General features: G+C 53.0%; 21 protein-coding genes, 2 tRNA genes and 1 pseudogene. 10 read left to right on the top strand and 14 right to left on the bottom strand.

Features of this window, described 5'->3' with window-relative positions:
- Nucleotides 1-627 precede the first annotated feature (627 nt).
- Complete coding sequence (locus Q0526_RS03505; RefSeq protein WP_298730896.1) at nt 628-1,269, top strand: hypothetical protein; 642 nt, start codon at nt 628-630, stop codon at nt 1,267-1,269.
- Nucleotides 1,270-1,630: 361 nt separating this feature from the next.
- On the opposite strand, the gene Q0526_RS18760 is transcribed toward Q0526_RS03505, so the two are convergent.
- The 7 genes from Q0526_RS18760 to Q0526_RS03470 all read right to left on the bottom strand — a co-directional run bounded on the left by Q0526_RS18760 (nt 1,631) and on the right by Q0526_RS03470 (nt 6,576).
- Nucleotides 1,631-1,969: a helix-turn-helix transcriptional regulator gene (locus Q0526_RS18760; RefSeq protein ID WP_337542111.1), complete on the bottom strand. Its 339-nt coding sequence runs from the start codon at nt 1,967-1,969 to the stop codon at nt 1,631-1,633.
- A gap of 1,333 nt (nt 1,970-3,302) precedes the next feature.
- The gene (locus Q0526_RS03495) at nt 3,303-3,941 is read right to left on the bottom strand and encodes a hypothetical protein (protein WP_298730894.1); all 639 of its coding nucleotides are present in this window, start codon (nt 3,939-3,941) and stop codon (nt 3,303-3,305) included.
- Between the two features lie 28 nt (nt 3,942-3,969).
- Complete coding sequence (locus tag Q0526_RS03490) at nt 3,970-4,257, bottom strand: hypothetical protein (protein ID WP_154038876.1); 288 nt, start codon at nt 4,255-4,257, stop codon at nt 3,970-3,972.
- Nucleotides 4,258-4,286: 29 nt separating this feature from the next.
- Nucleotides 4,287-4,700, bottom strand: coding sequence for a hypothetical protein (locus tag Q0526_RS03485; RefSeq protein WP_298730891.1), 414 nt, complete (start codon nt 4,698-4,700; stop codon nt 4,287-4,289).
- Nucleotides 4,701-4,734: 34 nt separating this feature from the next.
- Nucleotides 4,735-5,544 carry a YcxB family protein gene (locus tag Q0526_RS03480; RefSeq protein ID WP_298730889.1) on the bottom strand — a complete coding sequence of 270 codons (810 nt, stop codon included), beginning with the start codon at nt 5,542-5,544 and terminating at the stop codon, nt 4,735-4,737.
- Nucleotides 5,544-6,101, bottom strand: a complete 558-nt coding sequence (locus tag Q0526_RS03475) for a hypothetical protein (RefSeq protein ID WP_298730888.1) — start codon at nt 6,099-6,101, stop codon at nt 5,544-5,546. Before Q0526_RS03475 ends, Q0526_RS03480 begins: the two co-directional genes overlap by 1 nt.
- Before the next feature lie 28 nt (nt 6,102-6,129).
- Nucleotides 6,130-6,576 carry a hypothetical protein gene (locus tag Q0526_RS03470; protein ID WP_154038867.1) on the bottom strand — a complete coding sequence of 149 codons (447 nt, stop codon included), beginning with the start codon at nt 6,574-6,576 and terminating at the stop codon, nt 6,130-6,132.
- A gap of 510 nt (nt 6,577-7,086) precedes the next feature.
- Between Q0526_RS03470 and Q0526_RS03465 the strand changes: the two genes are divergently transcribed.
- The 7 genes from Q0526_RS03465 to Q0526_RS03435 all read left to right on the top strand — a co-directional run bounded on the left by Q0526_RS03465 (nt 7,087) and on the right by Q0526_RS03435 (nt 11,429).
- Nucleotides 7,087-7,476: a sigma-70 family RNA polymerase sigma factor gene (locus Q0526_RS03465; protein ID WP_298730885.1), complete on the top strand. Its 390-nt coding sequence runs from the start codon at nt 7,087-7,089 to the stop codon at nt 7,474-7,476.
- A gap of 151 nt (nt 7,477-7,627) precedes the next feature.
- Nucleotides 7,628-7,990: a hypothetical protein gene (locus Q0526_RS03460; RefSeq protein ID WP_154038862.1), complete on the top strand. Its 363-nt coding sequence runs from the start codon at nt 7,628-7,630 to the stop codon at nt 7,988-7,990.
- Nucleotides 7,977-8,186, top strand: a complete 210-nt coding sequence (locus tag Q0526_RS03455) for a helix-turn-helix domain-containing protein (RefSeq protein WP_154038860.1) — start codon at nt 7,977-7,979, stop codon at nt 8,184-8,186. The genes Q0526_RS03460 and Q0526_RS03455 overlap by 14 nt, the downstream gene beginning before the upstream one ends.
- Nucleotides 8,183-8,587, top strand: coding sequence for a helix-turn-helix domain-containing protein (locus Q0526_RS03450; protein WP_154038858.1), 405 nt, complete (start codon nt 8,183-8,185; stop codon nt 8,585-8,587). The genes Q0526_RS03455 and Q0526_RS03450 overlap by 4 nt, the downstream gene beginning before the upstream one ends.
- A gap of 228 nt (nt 8,588-8,815) precedes the next feature.
- Nucleotides 8,816-9,130, top strand: a complete 315-nt coding sequence (locus tag Q0526_RS03445) for a plasmid mobilization relaxosome protein MobC (RefSeq protein ID WP_154038856.1) — start codon at nt 8,816-8,818, stop codon at nt 9,128-9,130.
- Entirely contained in the window at nt 9,130-10,125 is a 996-nt protein-coding gene (locus tag Q0526_RS03440) for a relaxase/mobilization nuclease domain-containing protein (protein ID WP_298730876.1), read from the top strand. The genes Q0526_RS03445 and Q0526_RS03440 overlap by 1 nt, the downstream gene beginning before the upstream one ends.
- A 152-nt stretch (nt 10,126-10,277) precedes the next feature.
- Nucleotides 10,278-11,429 carry a site-specific integrase gene (locus Q0526_RS03435; RefSeq protein ID WP_298730874.1) on the top strand — a complete coding sequence of 384 codons (1,152 nt, stop codon included), beginning with the start codon at nt 10,278-10,280 and terminating at the stop codon, nt 11,427-11,429.
- A 91-nt stretch (nt 11,430-11,520) separates the two neighbouring features.
- Here Q0526_RS03435 and Q0526_RS03430 read toward each other — a convergent pair whose 3' ends face one another.
- The 7 genes from Q0526_RS03430 to Q0526_RS03400 form a co-directional block, all read right to left on the bottom strand.
- Nucleotides 11,521-12,213, bottom strand: a complete 693-nt coding sequence (locus tag Q0526_RS03430; RefSeq protein ID WP_154038851.1) for a zinc ribbon domain-containing protein — start codon at nt 12,211-12,213, stop codon at nt 11,521-11,523.
- 26 nt (nt 12,214-12,239) lie between these two features.
- Entirely contained in the window at nt 12,240-13,031 is a 792-nt protein-coding gene (locus Q0526_RS03425) for a competence protein CoiA family protein (protein WP_154038849.1), read from the bottom strand.
- A 163-nt stretch (nt 13,032-13,194) separates the two neighbouring features.
- A tRNA-Pro gene (locus Q0526_RS03420) sits at nt 13,195-13,270 on the bottom strand.
- Between the two features lie 96 nt (nt 13,271-13,366).
- A tRNA-Pro gene (locus Q0526_RS03415) sits at nt 13,367-13,472 on the bottom strand.
- Nucleotides 13,473-13,936: 464 nt separating this feature from the next.
- Nucleotides 13,937-16,396, bottom strand: coding sequence for an ATP-dependent Clp protease ATP-binding subunit (locus Q0526_RS03410; protein WP_298730863.1), 2,460 nt, complete (start codon nt 16,394-16,396; stop codon nt 13,937-13,939).
- A gap of 35 nt (nt 16,397-16,431) precedes the next feature.
- The gene (locus Q0526_RS03405) at nt 16,432-16,941 is read right to left on the bottom strand and encodes a UvrB/UvrC motif-containing protein (protein WP_298730860.1); all 510 of its coding nucleotides are present in this window, start codon (nt 16,939-16,941) and stop codon (nt 16,432-16,434) included.
- Nucleotides 16,942-17,014: 73 nt separating this feature from the next.
- A complete protein-coding gene (locus tag Q0526_RS03400; RefSeq protein WP_025544308.1) occupies nt 17,015-17,467 on the bottom strand; it encodes a CtsR family transcriptional regulator in 453 nt (150 codons plus the stop codon).
- A 290-nt stretch (nt 17,468-17,757) separates the two neighbouring features.
- Between Q0526_RS03400 and Q0526_RS03395 the strand changes: the two genes are divergently transcribed.
- Nucleotides 17,758-17,931 carry a 4Fe-4S binding protein gene (locus Q0526_RS03395; protein ID WP_025544307.1) on the top strand — a complete coding sequence of 58 codons (174 nt, stop codon included), beginning with the start codon at nt 17,758-17,760 and terminating at the stop codon, nt 17,929-17,931.
- Between the two features lie 199 nt (nt 17,932-18,130).
- Nucleotides 18,131-18,493: pseudogene (locus Q0526_RS03390) on the top strand (peptidase S41); the annotation flags it as partial.

The following is an 18,493-nucleotide window of genomic DNA, read 5'->3' as shown; positions in this document are numbered from 1 at the left end:
AGAGGAGGGCCTTATCCTATCGGGATATTAAGCAATTTTTGTGCCAACATTTTGGAGCAGCCCAGACGTCGTAATACCACAGATATCGGTCTGTTTTTTTGAACCGTCCGCTATCAAGCTGCTAATTTGTATCAGTAAGTATTAAATGTACCGTAACATATTGTTACATCCCGTAACACTTCAAGAAGACCTACTGCGGAGCCAAATTTTCCGGTCGGATGCGCCTATCGTCCGCAGCTTTCAACTCCTGAGAGCATGGCGTTCATGCGCCTGGGAAATGCCACATTCGCTCCCATCTGGTTCTATTGGCAGTCATGCCGATATCTGAGCAATGTTCCGGTCGATAGAATGCTGCTCCTTTATTTTACAGTAGATATTGAAATGAAGAAAATAGCGCCTCATCCGCCTTCTCCCCCACCAACCTGCGGCTCTTCCTTGATCATTCCTGGAATTATGTGGTGCCAGACATTAGTAGCAATAAAGTCCACTTCCTTGTTTATCACAGGCAAGCATAAAAAGCATGCCTGTCCATATTCAACCAGCAGTTCAATGACAACTGATCGAGTTTGGAGTATGCTTGACCCATCGAATTGTTCCGCCGGGGAGTGATATGAGGAGGTATGATCCATGAATATGAAAGATGCGTTTCGATTTCAGAATAAGCTGAAAGCTCTGATGTGTGAGGCCACTGCCATTCTTGAGGATCCGCGCAATATCGTCAAGGTCAAGACAACACATCTTCGGAGCAAGGTCATGTCCGATACCCAGGATGCTGTAGTGGAGGAAGCTGCTCCCAGTGAGTATGCCGGCCATGCCAACGAGGTAGCCGCCTTCCTCATGTCCCTGCTGGAGGAGCGGGAGAAATTGTGTCGGGCTATCCATACTGCCAAGAACTCTTTGGATTTGGATATGGACAGCGAGGTGGGCCTGAACCGGCAGCGTCAGGACCTGGCTGAGGTATTCCGCCACATGGCCATGCTTCGCAACAGCGAAAAGACCATTGCCGGCGGAGGCTCTGGCTTCCGATTCAACGGCGAGGGAAACCAGGTCTCCTACCGATGTGATGCCACGCAGGTCACCACCATCGACTTTGACCGGAACAAGATCCGGGGCATGGCTACGGCGCTCAGCAAGAAGGCCGACGAGATCTCCATGTCCCTGGATAAGTGTCTGGTCAACACCGAGGTATCCTATGAGCCGCCATTTGACATGAATGATAGCTTTGAGGATATCCTCAGCGACTTCATCGAAAAGAGCACGGCTGCATAAATGCCGCCACCACACCTTCAGGTGTGGTGGGCGTGGCAGAATGGATAGGCGGTGATGATCGGTTCAGGCGCAGATGAATTATGATGCTGCGCACTCCCCGGCAAAGAATGGACTGCATCTGATGAATGCAACATGAGCTCATAACTCATTGTGAAAGGCTCGTCAGTCGCCTCCATCCTCGTCCACCGAAATACTGCCATTTCTAACACATATCCATTGTCAAAAGCAGAATTCGACCTTATGCTTCTCTGATACTTGCCATAATGGCGTGATATTCTATTTATGAAGTCGCTTGTTCACGCAAGGGCTGCAGTCGTCCAGTAGGATCGCGGCAGGCCTATGGTCACAGGCGGATAAGGATCTAAGCGGTTTTGAAATTCTGCCATGCCCACTGTACCTGAAGAAATTTCCACATAAAAAGACCTGAGCAGCAGGCGACTGCCTGCTGCTCCAAAGAAACGATATGAGAAGTGGAGATGATGATCTCGTTCATCGGCACCTGGAGCAAAGCGCTCAGTGCATAGAGGTTATCTACACTGGGAAGGCTCTGGCCCCGTTGCCATTTGTAGATGGCTTGCGGCTCCTCAAATCCGAAATAGTGCTGGAGATCTCGGACTGTCAGGCCGCGATCCTTCCGGAGTCGGCAGATATTCGCCCCGGTAGCCACAGGATCGATGACAGGAAACTGAATCATGGACATATGGATCGCCTCCATTCATCAGGATGTCTCCGCTTCAGCGGAGTATCTTAGCATACCTGATGTTCTCTGAAATAGCAAGTGATCTTTGCCATTTGTAATGAAATCGTTATAGAGGAGTCTACTATGGGAACATTCACGGTGCCATCAGTATATCAGCCAGCTATTGCTGCGCTATGCCCTCTGGGGTGATCACACCAAGACAAAAAGAAGGAGATGATCAGCTGTGACGCAGTTGATTCCATTGGACAAACGCAGTAAGAAAGCCCGGCGGGAATACCACGCGAAACAGCGTGGCTCCTGGCACGGGGTCAACCCTATCACCCGGACCGTACAGAGCAGGAAGATTTATGACAGAGCAAGAGTTAAACAAGCGGATCACCGAGATCTTGGAATCTACTAAAAACGAGCCTGGATGCCGACGTTCCGGTCGCCAATATCGCCGCACCCAGTGTGTCAGGCACTCAGACCATCTTCTGTTTCTCATTCAACACAGCAGGTATGCACCAAACATGGGGTATATCATGGGAGACTATGAGAGATTAAGAACGTTACTTCATTCCGGACTGCATATTCAGTATATGAAGTCCAGCGATCGTCAACAGTACCTGAAGCGAAGATCCAATCGAAAGGTCCGTAAGTATTTCGGCCTATCGAAGAAGGGCAACCAGTATCGCAAAGTGTTTGAATACTGGTGGACGCTCTATTGAATTTAAGATAGGTCAAAGATTGACTTATAGCCAGAGAAATCCTGCTTCACAACCTACACAGCGTAGACATGCGATCAGGAGTGGCCGACAACGGCACCGATAGAAACGGAGAAAATGCGGAAGTTTCCCCGTTAGGGATGGGTTAGGGATTTGGCGGTTTCGGCGGCTGCGCTCACTCATCCCCCGACCGCTGTTCCACCACTGAAACCGCCGCAAAACAGCAATCTCCAAAACCACAAAAATCAAACTTAAAATGCAGAAAAACCGCCTTTTTAGGCGGTTTTTCTGCAAAATTTGGTCGGAGTGCGGGGACTCGAACCCCGGGCCTCCTGCTCCCAAACTAATGTCTAACCATCCAACGGCACATTTTGTGGCCTTTCCATCCCTTTTCGGTGGGGTAGCACTTCCTTTGCAGCCCTGTTCCATCCGTTGTTTCCATACATTTCTCTCGGCGTATGGGTCAGGGTATGGGTCAAAAGAGATCTTCCTATAATTTGGTGAATTACAGGGATGTTCTCTCGTGATAAGTAAGAGAAACTACCCAAAAGTAATCGAAATGTCTTTTCACGGCGGTGACGCGAACAGAAAAGTATGTTAAGCATGAAAAGATATTGGAACAGTACAGCTTATTGCAGCACCCATCTCTGCCCATCGGGGAGTTCCATCAAGGTGCCGGGGATGACTTCCGCAATCTCTCCGGTTGGCCAGCGGCGGATGACCGTCTCCTCCCGGTAGTCTGGGTCTTCGAACCAGCGAGTAAAGTAAAGATTGTCTCCCTCCCGACTGTAAAATGTTTCGGTATTCCCAATTTCAAACTCTGCTGTCTCCGGCCAGAGAAACTGGAGTCGTTTTTCAAAGCTATGTCTGACCAGCATGAGGGGTGACTGTTGGAACATTAGATTATAGCAGTCCTTGATTGCAGACCGGGATAGTTCGGCCCGGAGCGTCAGCTGCTCTGGTGTGGGATTGTACTGGAACACATAGATTTTGCCTGCTGGAAAATCTGCCATCAAGATTTGCAGTCTTCCATTTTCAAAGCCGGGAGCGCCAAAATACTGCCCCTCGTGGGCGACGATAGGCTCCACGGTGTGCCCGTCGGGATAGTGGAGGAATAGCAGGCGGTTCTGTTTGATGGGGTGACCATCCTGGTATAGCTCCTCCGCCTCATACAGGTCACCGCTGACATAGTCACAGCACCAATACCACTCCGCAGAGCCGCTGACAGGCCGCATATTATATAGGCCCTTCGTTGAAATGATCTTCATCGTGTGCCTCCTTTGCATTGCTAATTTTTCATGGCCTCAAAAGTATACGGATGAACAAAAGACCGCCCAAAATCAAAAGAACTATCACCCAAATGAATTTTTTCTCTCTGATACCACGGAAAATTTCACAGGTATAGGTAATGATTATTAGGATTGCCCCCACAAAGCAGAGTAACAACCCGATTGGAGTACCAATGCAAAATAGAGGTTCCGGATCGGCTGCGCCGGAGACGATTATTCCCAATAGAATGCTCAAGCCCAGTACACCGATGAGCAGGGCAATTTTGAATAATCGAATATTTGAATTGTGCTTCATTTCTGAGTCTCCTGATTTTTATATGGATTCTACACCCGAACAAAGCCATTCTGCCAGAGCATTTCTCCGATTTTGTGTCGGCGGATGCACCACTCCTGATGTGGGCACTGGAGCTTCAGGTAATCCAGCTCGAAGGTAGCCTGTTCCTCCGTCAAAAAGAAGTCGCTCTTGATAATGTTCACAGGCTCGCCGTCCTTTGTTTCGTCCCATCCAGCGAATTGCCAGACGAAATCAGGCAGGCTCTCCCTTTGGACATTATGGATGGACTTTTCCTCCACACGATAAGTACAGTCATAGTCACAAAAGCCCGGCACTTGCTTCAAATAGTGGGCGGCAACCGCTTCTGCCTGGGCTCTTGTCCCAAACAGACCAATGAAGAAGTCCTCCCGATGCGTCTTATCCGACAGCGCAAGATCCGTCAGGTTTAAAGAAAACAGCGTCATATCAAAGCCCCCGATCCGGTAGGTGTTTATATCATCAGGAGCCCAGAAGCCCGTTGTCGATGATTTCGACCCAGTGCTCTACCCGCTCCTTCAAAAAGTCCCGCAGGTCAGAAACCGTTCCTGCGGTCAGATCTTTTTTCTGCAAAATCAGGAATCGCTTGTCGAAGATAACCAACAGCAGATCCTGCGTCTCCAAGACCTGTTTGAAATCAGTGCATGGAAACTGGGCGGACGCATTCCCTGATGTGTTCACAGTCATCGTTTCTTCAGAAAAGATGACCTGCATGTCAGCCTTGCCCGCAGCAAAGTCGGCACGGTCCCTGCCCGCAAGTACCTTTCGAGCCGCCCGCTCGAAGGGGTCACGCCGCCTGCGGACGAGCAGGGATGCCAGGGCGACGATCAAATATTGGGCGGCCAGATATACCAGGATCGCCATCTCATCGGGATCGCCCAGTACTGCTGAGAGGAAAAAGATTCCGGCCAACAGGCTTAGGATGCCCAGCGTTTTTGGCAAATACCGCCAGAGCTCTACGACACCGGCACCAAGGCATAGCCCACCTGCAATGGATAGCAGGAGCGAGTCTGGAGTGAGAAAAGCTGTGGGAAGTAATAGCAACGCCATGATCCAGTTAACCAGCCCCAGGATCTGCCCCTTTCGGCGGCGTCTGGCCCGAAGCGCTGCGGGAGTTTTTTTCGTCCGGTTCAGCCGGTCAGTCGCAGCCCACAACTTGGGGCAGACTGCACGGGAAACGAACTCCATTCGAACCTCCAAAGCCTGACTTACCTGGGGGATCAGGGCGTCCGGTTCCAGAGGGGTGCATTGAAATACAAAGTTTTGTTCCATTAAAGGCCCCTCATTTCTTCTTCAAAATTTTTCATTGCCATCTGTCGAGTGGGAAAATCGGCAAGAGTGCAGGAAAACGGCGCGCCAAACAAAGGCTGGGATAACTGTTCCACCCAATGCGTCAGCACCTTCGGGGAGAGGGGCCGCTCCTCCCGGAGAAAGATCACCCCGTAATAGGGCGGTACAGCCGGGGAAAGCAGCTGCGTCAGAGGGGCGCCGCTCTGGGCTGGAGTATTGCAGAAAGCCAGATCCGGCGAAAAATGCGGATAGTACAGCGCCCCGACGAACAAATCCTGCTCACCATTCCTGAGCCGCTCGGCCTGCTTCAAAAAGTTGGGATGATCCGGACTCTCTGGCTTTATAAACTCGCCGTCCTGAATCATCTGATGGAGCGCAGGCAGGTTATAGAAGTCAAAATGAAAAAAGGAGTTTTCTCCAGCCTCGTCCTCGGTGAGAGAAAATTCGGCCCCGTTGAAGGTATCCCAGTCCTTGCCGCAGCGATAATAGCCCCACCAGTAGTTCCAGTCATGGATGTGCAGATATTTGGTGTGTTTCATCAAGACATCCCCCTTTTCGGCACAAGCCTTAATCCCAAAAGTTAAACAGAATTTCCCCGATCGTGTTGGGTTGCCAATAGCGCAGCTGCTCTTGCTCTGCCGGAGCCAGTGCATCCAGCAGCACCACATCGATGGATCGTTCCAGCAACGAGGGGGAGAGCAGCTGATTCGGCGGAAGCAGGGCGGCCAGCATAGCTGAGGGCGCTGTAAATCGGAGCGGCTGTGCTTCCCAGCAGTCGGAACAGGCCAGATGGCCGGTATATGCGTTCATGAACAGAATTTCTGTTCCACTGTTTCGGACGATTTGTGCGGCATAAAAGTTTTTCCCGCATAATGAAGTGTCTGTTTCTCCCACGGTGCACCGGCTCTCTCGGGCCAGCTGATAGACCAGCTGTAAGAATTCCCCTCGCTGGATGGGCTCCCGGAATGTGCCCGCTTCAAAAAATCCTGTGGCTCCAGCTGGTAGCTGCATCATGTTCCCTCCTTGTACGAGAGTGATCCTCGGTCCGATTTTTAATGCCCAATTTTACCATAGAGACACGACCAAATTTTTTCTAAATCATGAACAAATAACAATTTAAGAAAATCTTAAACGGATAGGGGGTGAGAACAGGGATTTTATCATCGGACCACGGAACCGAATCTGAACCCCAGCAACGGTACCGATCAATAGCGGGCTACAGGATGACCAGAGAACACGAGCTCCTACTCAAAGATTGCGCCGCAAAACAAAATAAAAGACCATAGTTCATTTTTGCTGCGATTGACGTTATCGAATATTTGTTCTATAATCAAGATAGGCGAAAGCCAAAACTCGCAGCTTTCCGGTGAGGTCCACACCCCGGTGGGACCTCAGACATTCATGGGCCTCGTAGGGCACAATGACCACCCTGAACGAAGGAAACTTCCATGAAGGTCTTCAGTATTTGGCGCTGTGCCGGCAGCGCGGGTGTGTACTTTTCCGTTGAGAGCGGAAAGGACATGAATGAACGACACAGTCGTTGTGATCTATAATGGGGAGCCAGTATCAGTGCCAAAGGAGGTCGCAGACTTCCTGGAGCAGGATCGGAAACGGCAGCAGGCACAGGATAAGCAGGACGACAGGCATCTGAGTAAAAGTGAGTTTGAAACGGTGCTGTTCTGTTCAGAATGTGTCAGGCGTCCCGTGGAAGATGAAGCGCTCCGGAACCTCCGGCTTGAAAATCTGCGGAAAGCCGTCAAGGATCTGGGTGAACAAAGCCGTGAACTCATCGACCTTCGATATGGCAGGGAACTGACCATGGAAGAGATCGGCAAGGTCTACGGCATCTCAAAAGCGGCGGTATCAAAGCGGCTGAAAACACTCCACGAAAAGTTGAGGAGCTCTGTCACATGACAGGGCCCCTCAACTTTTTTATTTTTCTGGTTTACAAATCGGCTGTAAGTGTCCTTATCAGTAGAGGGTAAATTCTCAATGTCTGAAAATCTGGTTGAATGGCCGCAGCCAGAGTGCCCTCATCAAAATCACAAAGAGGAGTGGATCGATCATGGATCAGTTTCAAATGGATCATCAGGCTTTGTATCATCTCTTAAAAATCAAGTGCGAGCGGGAAACGTTGGATGATATCCTCCAAGGGATGCGTACGCTTCTGGCGGATGAAGCGATGCCAACAGCGGAGCAGGTCCGCGCATTTCTTCAGGCCCCGGATGGCGATACAGCCCTTGACCCCCAGCAGCAGATGGTGGCAATGGATCAGATGCTTCAGTGCATGGAGGTGAACTTTCGTACCTGCTGTGATCTGCTGCGGTATCAGCAGATGAAGAAGGCAAGCGCGGTCCGCGACATGGATGAGTTCCTGGATGTGCTCTATCCCGGGAATACGGAGGAAGAACAGGATGAAAGTGTCTGAGTACAAGTCCTACAAGGACCTGCCTCTGTTTCTCAATGCGGAAATCGTGTCGAAGGTCCTGGGCATCGCACCATCGTCCGCCTACGAACTCCTGCATGAAAAGGATTTTCCTTCTCTGCGGATCGGCAACCGTATCGTGGTGCCCAAGGAACCGTTCATCCAGTGGGTGGATGCGCACACAGGAGGGAACGGATGAAGCAGCGGAGCAACGGAAATTTTTTCTCTCTGCCCAATGAGATCTTCCTTCTGGGACTGCGTCCCGGCGAGCTGGCGGTGTACAGTTACCTGCGCCGGTGCGAGGACCGAGGGACGCACCAGTGCTGGCCCAGCTACAAGACCATTGGAAAAGCGGTGGGCATGAGCGAGAACACAGTGCGTAAGTACACACTGCGGCTGGAAGAACGGGGACTGCTCTCCACCGAGCCCACCGAGGTGGTGACAGCAACCGGGCAGAAACGAAACGGAAATCTGCGCTACACCCTCCGGCCCGTTCAGGAGTGGATCGCAGCACACTATGACCGCCAGCTGGAGCAGTTGGAGATGACCACAGCACGTCAGAAAGCTGCGGCGATGCAGGACAAGTGCAGCGGCCTGTGAGCCGCTGTGTGCGGCTTGTCAGCTCTGGGGGACGAGGATACCTCCCCCTCATACGAAGCCTAAAAAAACGCCTTGGAATGCAGATTGTAACGAGGATCACAGGGGGGTGTCGGAGGACGATGCCCACCCTCGGGTGGGGCAAGCATAGCGTCCGGCTATACGCCGGTCGCACTCGCCGGGGCAGAGCACCGGCCCCCCCTGCCCCCTAAAGGGGGAGAAAGGAGAAAAATGCAGAAGAAAAAAACGGCCATCATCACCGCAAGGATGACACCGCAAACAAAGGCAGAGATCCAACACCGGGCCAAACAAGCCGGGATGACTGTCACCGATTACCTGGTCACCTGCGCCCTGGACAAGGAAATCATCCAGGTAAACGGTCTGGACGAGATCCTGTCTGAACTGAAAGCCCAGGGCAGAAATCTGAACCAGCTCACCACGCTGGCCAACATGGGCCGTATTCAGTTCCTCCGCAGCGATGAACTCATCGACCGGTACGCTGATCTCTATCAACGGATGACCGGTATCGCCAGGGGGGGACGGTAGTGGCGACCTTCACAGCGGTGCGAAACAAGAAGCAAACAGCAGGAACGATGGCAGGCGTGATGAAGTATGTAGTCCAGAGGAAGAAAACTATGCTGGGTGACCGCTGGATGGTTACCGGACACAACTGCGTGGCCCAGTCCTCCTACCTGGAGATGGTCACCACCAAGCGCCGCTTCCAAAAGACGGACGGGCGTCAGTTCTATCACTTCGTCCAGTCCTTCTCTGCCGTGGATGATCTGACACCCCAGGAGGTCAACGCCATCGGAATCGAGTTCGCGCAGAAGCAGTTCCCGGACTATGAGGTCCTGGTGGCCACCCACATGGACACCAACCACCTGCACAACCATCTGGTGGTCAACAGTGTGAGTTGTGCGGACGGCAGAAAACTCCACCAAAATGCCGCCGACCTTCAGCGGCACCGGCAGGTGAATGATGAGATCTGTATGACCCACGGGCTAAGTGTGCTGGAGCCGCCGAAAAAGCACACCCGGAAACGGCAGATGCGGCCTGGGGAGTATCAGGCAGGACTCCGTGGTGACAGTTGGAAGCTGGATCTGATCCAGGCGATCAATGAAGCGCTGGAGTACGCAGACGACCGGGAGAGTTTTATCGAGAACATGGAGTACGAGGGTTACGAAGTCAACTGGGTGCCAACTCGGAAGCATATCACATTCACCTGTCCCAACGGCAGAAAGTGCAGAGACAGCAGTCTGCACGATGAGACCTTCCTGAAAGAAAATCTGGAGAAGCTGTTCGCCTACCGCCAGGCCACGGGCTTCTGTCCCGGCACTCTGGAGCCGGACGAAGGATGGATGGGGGAACTGGCTGCCGGGTTGGTGCAGCTGGGCAGGGCGCTGGAGAGAGAAGCGGACCTTCCGCAGCTCCCCACACCGCCGGTCTGGACAGACAGCAAGCTGCGCCGCCGGGAAGCGTTGAAGAAGCTGGCCATGGGGCAGAAGCTGAGCCACGACACCGACCAACAGCAGACCATGTAGTGACGCGGCCCCCCTCAAAGATTGCGTCGCAAAACAAAGATAAAACCCTTTGTCCGGAAGGAAAGTGTGAAATCTTTGATAACTCCAGCCCAACAGCGTGGCTATTTTACAGAAGATGTAGTATGTTGTGTTGCTGATAGGAGGCGATCGATATGCCGAAAAAAAGAGCCAATGGCGAGGGAAATATCCGCAAGCGCAAGGACGGACGCTGGGAGGGTCGATTCACAGCGGGCCGGGACCCGGAGACCGGAAAACAGATTTTCAAGAATGTGCTGGGCAGGACGCAGGCGGAGGTCAAGGACAAGCTGAGAAAAGCGCAGGAAGCAGCTAAGGGGATCGACTTCACTAAAACGGAGTCCTACACGGTGGAGGAGTGGATGCGGATCTGGTTTGAAACCTACTCCAAGCCGCAGATCCGGGAAACGACAGCGGCCTGCTATACCAACTACATTGAGCACCACATCATCCCCGGCATCGGCCATATCAAGCTGGAGAAGCTGACGTCCCGAGACATCCAAAAGATGTACAACCATATCAAGACCAACGGGAGGGTACCGCGATATAACAGCGTGAAGGAGGAGGGGCTGTCCAACCGCTTTGTTCGCGGGACCCACATGGTGCTCCACCAGGCGTTGGACCAAGCGGTGAAGGAACGGATCATCCCCAGCAATCCAACGAATGGATGCCGCATCCCACAGCTCGAGAAAAAGGAAATGAAGGTCATTGCACCGGAGCAGGTGGGCTCATACCTAAATGCCGCCAAGGAAAACGGGGTGCTCCCCATGTTCTATCTGGAACTGACCAGCGGCCTGCGCCGTGGGGAACTGCTGGCTCTGCTGTGGGAGGATCTGGACATCGCAGAACGGACGATCTCTGTGACCAAAACGCTCAGTGCCAAGACGGGGAAGATGACGGTCAGCCCACCCAAGACACAGAATTCGATCCGAAAGGTCGTGATCCCCACCGAAGCGGTAGAATTGCTGGTTGAGGAGCATGAAAAGCATCCGGACAGCCCATATATGTTCCCTTCTCCTGTGACGGGGAATATGTACCACCCGGATGCCATAGGGCGGGTACACAAGAAACTGCTCAAGCAGGCCGGATTACCGGATATCAGATTTCATGATTTACGCCATACCTTCGCAACACTGGCACTCCAAAACGGAGTAGATGTAAAGACTCTGTCCTCCATGCTGGGACACTACAGCGCGGGCTTCACTCTGGATACCTACACCCACGCTACCATGAAGATGCAGATCGAAGCTGCAGACAAATTGGGCGGTTTTATGGCGCAGACTGTCTGATGATGGCACATAATAAGGCGGGAGCAAATGGCATCATTGCTCCCGCCTATGATTGATGCGATATATTTGAAGTTTCTGTTCGGCATTGCTATCAATCAAAATAAATGTCGAGTTCCTTCAATTTATCTGCAAGTTCTTCATCCAGTTTATTATGATTGTCTGTAAAAGAATTTAAACTGCCTTCAGCTGTAAGAGGCATGTTTGTAAATTTCACAAACAGATTATAACAATCTTTAAAATCTGAGTATTCTTCATCAAAGGCTTTCGGATGCTTTGTCAAATCTTTAATCAGGGTTTCGGCTTTAGTCTGCAGAGTGTATATTTCATTAAGGTCATCTACAAAGTCTTGATCTTCATATAAACTTGACAGTGCATCGTTAAAGTCATCATAGAATTGCCCGCTGCCGCCATTAGCCTTAGTGTATTTATCGGTTTCCTCATCAGATGTTTGGAATATGCTATTCTTCCAAACATCTGTGATAAGAATGTTTGCAGTTTCAGCTTTTCTGGCCCCATCGGCTATCGTATTATATAAATCAACGAACTGATTATATGTGTTGACTGAGGAGGCATTAGAGTATAAGAACCACGCTCCGGCGATAAGTATGAGAAGAATAATGATGACAACTATGCCTTTATGTTTTTTCTTTGGAATTGGTTCCCCTACATAAGTTGCTCTATTTGGCATCGGATCTTCATCGGTTATCTGGACAGATGTGCCACAACTTGGACAAAATTGCATATCATCTTGAAGTTCCTTACTACAAATTGGGCAGTATCTCATATAAACCTCCTCAATGAAAAAAATAGTTAAAATCTCCTGGGATGTCTATTTCGAATACCAGATAAGTGGTTAAATACTGCATTAGACACTGCTATGCGTTGACTTTCCGCTGCCTTCCTTAGCTCGCGTTCTCTTTCAAGAACTGATTTTTTCGTTTCTTCAAAAATGGCTTGGATTGAAAGAATGTCATCATCTTGTATGGCACCAAATTCCTTCAAAAAATTCTCGGGCATTATGGGTAAAACCGTTGTATGGCAACGGACTTCTTTAGGGTCTGGTGCCGCAATACAAAGGAGATTTTTCTTTTCTGGCAAATAATTCTGTATAAAAAGACCATCTATTGGGGTCCTTATATTGGAAAATAGTGTGGTCCTTCGTTTCCACACCAATTCAAAGCAATCATCAACTTTCATTTTGTCAGTTGCATCAAAAAGCCAGACAACTTGATGCCCGCAGTTTTTATAAAAGCTGTTTCGATCCTCAAATTCTCCACTGCTTATGGGACTATGTTGAAATTCAATGACCGTGCCGTTGATTAGAATGTCTGCCCTGTGAATGATACCATCTTTTTCGACGATGACTTCTCTATTATGGAGAGGGAACTTTGACTGCCAGTCAAAATGCCAATCGCTCATATCATGTTTCCAGTTATCAAGGCAAGGAGTGTTTTTCTTGTGGGCGAAATGTGTGCGGATGTTCACCGAACTTGCGGCCTTCACCACAACAGGACTACTGCATACGGGGCAAAGGTAACTTTCACCGGGGATAGCTTCGTCTATTGAAATCCTCTTGTTATTCTCTGTCAGAGCCGTGAACATATATCATCCATCCAAAAACACAGTCAAACATGTTGTAGTCTGTTTGTATTTATAGTATATCAAACCCTATATAAATTGTCAATTTAACCAGCACTTGGAGACTTATGCAGGTGGTAATATACAGAAAAAGGCAGTAGATTTTATTGAAAAATCTACTGCCTTTTGGTCCGAGTGACTGGTCTCGAACCAGCGGCCTCGTGGTCCCAAACCACGCGCTCTACCAACTGAGCTACACCCGGATATTTGATTTTGTTCTCGTATGGGTCAGGTATGGGTCAGGGCCGTTTGACCCATATTGTGACCCATACTATTTTAACCTCATTTTCAACTTTTTCAAGAGGTAAAATAGAAAAATGTGATTTATTCAAAGAAATAAAAAACGAAACGGTTGCTTACTCCGTGCTCCCAAAGCAGGCGCGCTACCAACTGCGCAACACCCCGATATGAAGTTGTGGGACTGCCCGGGCGTATCCTCCCAAAGCAAGCGCGCTACCAACTGCGCTACACCCGGTTATAAAGTTTTCCAATTGTGGTCAAACATGTGGTCAACGCCGATTTTTGACCATTTACCGGCGAGGGTGAAAGTGCTGTCAGCCCAGGTGTCCCAAGGCTTTCCGGGTTTTCCGAGGACTTCGGCTCGAACCCGAGCCTCACGCTCCCAAATCACGCGTGCTGCCAACTACGCTACATTTGGTCATAGATATTTCTCCCGCCCGGGGGCGTTCTTCCCCACATACGTGCGGCAATATACTCTGCGATCCGCTGCGTTGGCACTCTGGCACCATCTTTTACTGGATCGAGGGCAGCACGATGGGTTCATTTTATACCTCTCTATTTTACCTGTTTCTCCGCCAAAGTCAAGTCTATTCGCTTCCGGCCGGTATGTCGGAAAGGCCGCCCGGAGGCTATGGGGCCTCCGGACGGCTTGACCAGGTCTCTTCACTTGGAAACGCAGAGTCGATTGTTCTCCACGGTAAGTCACCGGCCTTGAGGGTGCCGTCCAGCATCTTCTCGGCCACGGCGTCTTCCACCTTGCTCTGGATGGCCCGGCGCAGGGGACGGGCCCCGTACTTGGGATCAAAGCCCTCCTTAGCCAGCTCTGCCACAGCCTCGTCGCTGGCATCCAGATGGATGCCCATGGTCTCCATCCGGGTGGAGACGGTCTTCAGCATCCGCCGGGCCACTTCCCGGATGTCCTCCTCCGTCAGGGGGCGGAATACGATGATATCGTCGATCCGGTTTAGGAACTCCGGGCGGAAGGTCTGACGCAGCTCCGCCATCACCTGCTCCCGGGCGGTCTCGAACTTCTTTTCAGCGTCAGGATCGGAGTCCCGCTCCTCGGCGGAAAAGCCCAGCTTGCTGCCCATGGCAGTGAGGCTGCGGGCACCGATGTTGCTGGTCATGACGATGACGGTGTTCTTGAAGTCCACCGTCCTGCCCTGAGAGTCGGTGATCCGGCCGTCATCCAGAAGCTGCAGCAGGATGTTCCACACATCCTCGTGGGCCTTTTCGATCTCGTCAAACAGTACCACGGAGTAGGGCTTGCGCCGTACCTTCTCCGTCAGCTGACCGCCCTCCTCGTGGCCCACATAGCCCGGCGGGGAGCCAATTAGACGGGACACTGTGTGCCGCTCCATATACTCGGACATATCGATCCGGATCATGGCGTTCTCATCGCCGAACATGGCCTCTGCCAGGGACTTGCACAGCTCCGTCTTTCCCACGCCGGTGGGGCGCTTCGGATCCTTCAGACCCACACGGCCCCGACGGATGGCCCGGGCCACGGCCTTTACGGCTTCGTCCTGACCCACTACCCGCTCGTGGAGGGTGTCCTCCATGTGCAGCAGGCGGGTGCCCTCATCCTCCGTCAGACGGGTGACGGGGATGCCGGTCCAGCCGGCCACCACGGCGGCAATGTCGTCAGCGTTCACCGGGCGGTGCTGGGTGTTGTTCTTGCGGCGCTTCTCCCGCTCCATCTCCACCTGCTCCTGGTAGTCCTTCTCAATGTCCCGCAGCTTGGCGGCGGTCTCATAGTCCTGCTTCTCGATGGCAGCCTCCTTGTCCTTGGCCAGGGCGGCGATCTTCTCCTCCAGGCTCTTCAGCTCCGGGGAGATCTCCTCCGTCTCCATCCGCACCCGGCTGGCAGCCTCGTCCATCAGGTCGATGGCCTTGTCCGGCAGGAACCGGTCGTTGATATACCGGGCGGAGAGCTTCACGGCGGCCTCCAGGGCCTCGTCGGTGATCTGGAGGCTGTGGTGCTTCTCGTACTTCTCCCGCAGGCCCTTCAGGATCTCCAGAGACGCCTCCTGGCTGGGCTCACCCACCTGCACCGGCTGGAACCGGCGCTCCAGGGCGGCGTCCTTCTCGATATACTTCCGGTACTCGTTCAGGGTGGTGGCGCCGATCACCTGGATCTCGCCCCGGCCTAGAGCCGGCTTGATGATGTTGGCGGCGTCCACGGCGCCCTCGGCGCTGCCGGCGCCCACGATGGTATGGAGCTCGTCGATGAAGAGGATCACATTGCCGGACTTCCTGACCTCCTCCAGCAGCTTCTTAATCCGCTCCTCAAACTCACCCCGGTACTTGGTGCCCGCCACCATGCCGCTGAGGTCCAGGGACAAAAGGCGCTTGTCCAGCATCTCGTCGGGTACGTCGCCCATAACGATCTTCCGGGCCAGACCCTCAGCGATGGCGGTTTTGCCCACACCGGGCTCACCGATCAGGCAGGGGTTGTTCTTGGTGCGGCGGGAGAGAATCTGGATCACCCGCTGGATCTCCCCGTCCCGGCCGATGACCGGGTCCAGCTTGCCGGCCCGAGCGTCGGCGGTCAGGTCCCGGGTGAACTCCTTCAGGGTCTTGTTCTTGCCGTTATCCTCCTTTGCGGGGCTGGTGCCGGAGCGGCCGGGATCGGCGGCCTGACTCCGGGGCATCTCACCCAGCTTCTGCATCAGGGCTGTGTACAGGTGACGGGCATCCACGCCAGCGGTGCGCAGGATGCGGACGGCCATATTGTTGCCTTCCCGCAGGATGCCCGCCAGCAGGTGCTCCGTGCCCACGTAGTTGTAGCCGCCCCGCATGGAGTCCTCCATGGCCAGCTCCACCACCCGCTTGGCGCGGGGGGTGAGGCCCTGGGCGGGATTGCTGCCGGGCAGACCGGCACCCACGCTCTTCTTGATGATCTCCACGATCATGTCATCGGTGAGGCCCGCCTCCGTCAGAACGGTGTGGGCCACGCCCTCCTCTTCCCGGATCAGGCCCAGCAGCAGGTGCTCCGTGCCCACGTAGCCGTGGCCCAGCTCACCGGCTGCCTCCTGGGAAAGCCGCAGGGCCTCCTCCGCCCTGGGCGAAAATTTGTTCTCATTCATAGTGTCTTACCTTCCTTTCCATGGGAAAGTCCCGTTTACTTGTTTTCCTTCTGCTCCCTGTGAGCGGCCTCCAGAGACCTGATCTGGTCCCGCAGCTCCGCCGCCCGCTCAAAGTTCTCCTGGTGCACAGCCTTCTTCATCTCCAGCTTCAGCGCGTTCATCTGGCGCAGATAGGCAAAGCGGCTCTGGTCCTCCTGGCCTACCAGGTCGTCCTTCTTTTCCTGCTTTGCCTCCTGCTGCTGGACAGGAGAGGCGCTCAGGGCCGGCATCTCGGCGAAGAAGTCGTCAAAGGGGTCCTCCAGCATCTTCATTCTCCGCCCCAGCAGGCTGGGCATGGGAGAGAAGAAATCGTCGAAGAAATCGTTTCCAAAGAGGCTGTTCCCGAAGAAGCTTTGCATCATCCGCTGGCTCTGGGCACCCAGCCGCTGGGTATAGCCCAGCTTTTCCGCGCAGTCGCTGCACAGGTGCTTCTCTTCCACATGGCCGTTCACGTTGCTCCGATACACAAAGGTAACTTCATTCTTACCACAATTTTCGCATTTCATAAATCAATTCCTCCTATCATCTGGAAACTGTGCGTGCTTATTGAAACATTTTTCCCCGCTGCCCGGGTCCCGGCTACACCTGCAGGATCAGCACCTGCTTCATGATGTCCGCCCGGACGGTGTCCCGGCTCTCCCGCGGGACCGCGGCCAGGGCCTTGTCGCCGACGGCGGCCAGAATGCTCCGACCTGCGTTCTCCTCCAGGGCGCCGGCCTGGACCAGATTGTTCAGGATGGCCCGAGCGGAGGCCAGGTCCACCTGGCTGCCCAGGGTGTTGATGACCTGCATCAGCAGCGTCTGGCGGTCTACCCGGACCCGGGTGATCCGGATGTAGCCATTGCCGCCCCGGCGGCTCTCCACGATATAACCCCGCTCCGGGGAAAAGCGGGTGGACATCACGTAGTTGATCTGGCTGGGTACGCAATTGAAGCGCTGGGCCAGGTCATTGCGCTGGACCTCCAGCACACCACCGTCCGTCTCCTCCAAACTCTCCTGCAGGAAGCTGGCAATCAAATCGGAAATCCCCACGGATGATTCCTCCCTTTCCAAAGAACGCCTTGTCTCTTTGACTTTGACTTTCTTTAACCTTTTGTTCTGTGTTTAGTATAACACGCCCGAGCAAAATGTCAAGAGCTGAATTTTGACTTTCTTTGACCTATTTGAAAACAATTTATGAACAGTTAGTCTTGACAAACGTCATTTTTGGACGCTTTCCCGTATTTTTTCGAAAATTTAACCATAGAATTTGAACGGCTGGTACTTGCTTTTTTTAATTTGTATGCTACAATAGGGGTACAATTCTGATGGAGGTGCTTCCCATGGCTTACAAAATCACATCTGCCTGCGTGAGCTGTGGCTCCTGCGCGGACGCTTGCCCCGCCGGTGCTATCAGCCAGGGTGATGACCAGTATGTCATCGATGCTGCCGCTTGCCTGGACTGCGGTTCCTGCAGCGACACCTGCCCCAACGGCGCCATCGTCCCCGAGGAGTAATCGAGGATACATAAAAGGTCCGCGAGCCAAAGCTCGCGGACCTTTTTGTCGTTTCGGCAACTGTAAGAAATCTGTAAGAGATTTCTCCATAGAGTTGTAAGAAATTGGTGTTATCCTGCCGGTGTTCCCCGCTGGAGTGAAGAAAGAGGCCCTTTACTCCCGTAATATTGGGGACAGCCGATTTGAAAGGAGACACACGATGAAACACGCTTGGAAGAAGCTGCTGGCAGCAGCGGTGCTGCCCTGTCTGCTGGCGGGATGCGGTGCCCTGGGAGGGCCGGAATCTGAGGTCCCCTCCATGGACCACTTGCTTGGCTTGACCCAGGAACAGCGGCTGGAGGACTACGACTACCTGGTCCAGACGCTGGGGGACAGCTATCTCTGTATGGGTGTCCGAGACCGGGACAACCCGGAGGACCCGTCGGCGGCCATCTTCCAGGCATACCGGGAGATGATCCAGGAAAGCGACAGCGACGAGGTATTCTATTCCGCTGTTTACAGCACACTGTTCCGCCTGGGGACATACGGCCACCTCTGGATCGTGGAGCCGGATATGTACCGC

The sequence above is a fragment of the uncultured Subdoligranulum sp. genome (assembly GCF_937890665.1).
The sequence above is the reverse complement of the archived record's forward strand: the minus strand, read 5'-3'. Positions and strand labels throughout refer to the sequence as shown.